Origin of the sequence: Burkholderia sp. Bp9142, assembly GCF_003853415.1 — a bacterium.
Taxonomy (GTDB): Bacteria; Pseudomonadota; Gammaproteobacteria; order Burkholderiales; family Burkholderiaceae; genus Burkholderia.
Genome location: NZ_QTPP01000079.1, coordinates 1 through 2,756 on the forward strand (window position 1 = coordinate 1; position 2,756 = coordinate 2,756).

At 57.7% G+C, this 2,756-nt stretch carries 2 protein-coding genes; both read right to left on the reverse strand.

What is annotated here, in order from left to right; translation table 11 throughout:
• Positions 1-505: 505 nt before the first annotated feature.
• On the reverse strand, positions 506-1,909 hold the full coding sequence (gene gabP / locus DIE22_RS37660) for a GABA permease (RefSeq protein WP_124607540.1): 1,404 nt from the start codon (positions 1,907-1,909) through the stop codon (positions 506-508).
• 151 nt (positions 1,910-2,060) lie between these two features.
• The coding region (locus tag DIE22_RS37665; protein ID WP_260426873.1) for an ABC transporter ATP-binding protein at positions 2,061-2,756 on the reverse strand (696 nt) is incomplete at its 5' end.

Here is a 2,756-nt window from a genome sequence, read left to right on the forward strand (position 1 = left end):
CCTTTTCTTCTTCATCGGCATATCCATGATTTTTACACCTCATGATATGCCTCGCCCACGAAATCACGGATAGGTCCGTGCCGCCTCACGCGCAAACTTGCCAAGGCTGAGGTTTCCCCTAGCGTCGCGGGCGTCATTGTGCTGAACCCCGTTAATTTGGGGCACATTTTCGGCATACTGACGCATATTCGTCTGACGGCGCGCTGAGCTTGTTGCTGCGACCAGATGACCGACATGCCCACACGGCAACCTGACGGTCTTGAAGATTTATGCCGAACTTGAGCAGATGGTGATTTGATTTGGTTGCTCTATTCCGCCCGCCCCCACGGTGGCCGGGATTCGATCACCAGATGCCGGCTTGCGCAGCACCGTCAAGCGCTACGCGTGAGCATCCCGCATCCAGGCACCAGAGACCCAACCCGTCGCACGATGTCGAGCGGAGTAGTGCCCCTGGATATATCCACTCAAACTCGACTTCGGCCCGTGTTCGATCCGCAATACTGCGTTACCGCAACGTCGCGGAAGCACCAACAGATGCTGCCGATTTCTTCCCGTTTCGGTGAATACGGTTCATCCACGACGCAACAACAATGGCTAAGGCCAGAACTCCCGTCGCGGCGACCTCCATTCGCTGACTTTCTCTCAGTAGCATCGCCACAAGCACACCTGTGATGAACACTATTACAGCCCATGTCAACCACGGGAAGCACCACATTTTCAGACTGATGGCCGCACCCTCCGCGTTAAGCATCGAACGCATCCTCAACTGCGACACGGCAATCACAAGATAGACCAGGAGAGCAATCGCTCCCGACGTTGCGAGCAGAAAGCTGAATACATATTCAGGCATTAGGTAGTTTGCAACCACGGTCAGGAACCCGAATGCAGTCGACGCAAGCACAGCTGTTCGTGGTGTCCCGGCGGAATCAGTCCGGCGCAGGAAGGCAGGAGCATCGTGTCGGACCGAAAGCGAGAAAATCATTCGAGACGCCGTGTACAGGGCCGAGTTCAAGCAGCTCGCAACGGATACCAAAACAACAATGTCGATGATGGCCTTGGCGTGTGGTACCCCAATCAACTCCATGGCTCGTTGATATGATCCGTGCACTGGGAGCAGTGCATCGTTCCAGGGAACGATTGACGTCACAATCAAGATCGAGCCGAGGTAAAAGAGCGAGATGCGCCAGATCACCGAGTTTGTCGCACGCACAATCTGTCGTTGTGGGTTGTCTGACTCGGCGGCCGCAATTGTGACGATTTCGGTCCCGATAAATGAGAACATGGTCGTCAACATCGCGGCAAACACGGCCCCGAGCCCGTTCGGCATGAAGCCGCCATGGTCAAAAAGTCGTGAGACTCCTGAGACGTTGGTGTGCGGCAAAATGCCGAAGATCGCCGCACCGCCGATACACAAAAATATGATGATTGCGATGACCTTAACGAGCGCAAACCAGAACTCGAATTCGCCGTAGTTCTTGACCGAAAACAGATTCGTCACCGTGAGTACGGACGTGATTCCAAGTGCGAAAACCCACGTTGCAATGCTGGGAAACCAAGCATTCAGGATCGTTGCCGCTGCGGTTGCCTCGATGGGAATGACGAGTACCCAGAACCACCAGTACAACCAGCCGATAGTGAAACCCGCCCAGTGGCCGATAGCGCGGTCCGCATAGGTCGAGAACGAACCGCTATCCGGATGTGCGGTTGCCATTTCACCTAGCATTCTCATCACGAGGACGACTAGCCCGCCCGTAATGGCGTACGCAAGCAACGCAGCGGGTCCTGCCGCTGCAATTGCATGCCCCGACCCCACGAACAATCCCGCGCCAATCACGCCGGCGATGGACATCATGGTGACGTGACGTTGCTTGAGACCGGTACTCAGTCCCGTTTGCCTTCCTACTGCCATGTCGCCTCCTCGGCACTCTCTTCTGAATTTGACCGCCAGCAACCGACAACACGCAAACACGAGAGAGGACGTGTAGGCAGATTGTGTCGACAGCTATTGAACGCCTGCAATTGCGTGACTTATATTGGGGGATTGTCGGCAGCGATATGCGCTACTCGCCCAAATACGCGGCACGCACCTTCGGATCGTCGAGCATCTGCTTCGCGTCGCCTTCCATCGTGACCGTGCCCGAATCCATCACGTAGCCGCGGTCGGCCGCCTGCAGCGCGAGGCGCGCGTTCTGCTCGACGAGCAGCACCGTGATGCCCTCCTTCGAGATTTCACGCACCACTTCGAAGATCTTCTCGACCATGATCGGCGACAGGCCCATCGACGGCTCGTCGAGCAGCAGCAGCTTCGGCTTCGAGAGAATCGCGCGCGACATCGCCAGCATCTGCTGCTCGCCGCCCGACAGCGTGCCCGCAAGCTGCGTCGCACGCTCCTTCAGACGCGGGAAGAAGCCGAACATGCGGTCGACGTCCTTCTTGATCTGCTCGCCGTCGTTGCGCAGGTACGCGCCCATCTGCATGTTCTCGACGATCGACATCCGCGCGAAGATCCCGCGGCCTTCCGGCACCATCGCGAGGCCGCGCTTCAGCAGCTCGTGCGTCGGAATGCCCTTGATCGACTTGCCCTCGTACTCGATGTCGCCTGCCGAATACGCCTTGAGACCCGTGATCGCCTTCATCGTCGTGGTCTTGCCTGCGCCGTTCGCGCCGATCAGCGTCACGAGCTCGCCCTGGCGGACTTCCATGTCAACGCCCTTGACGGCCTGGATGCCGCCGTAGTTGACCTGCAAGCCCTTGAT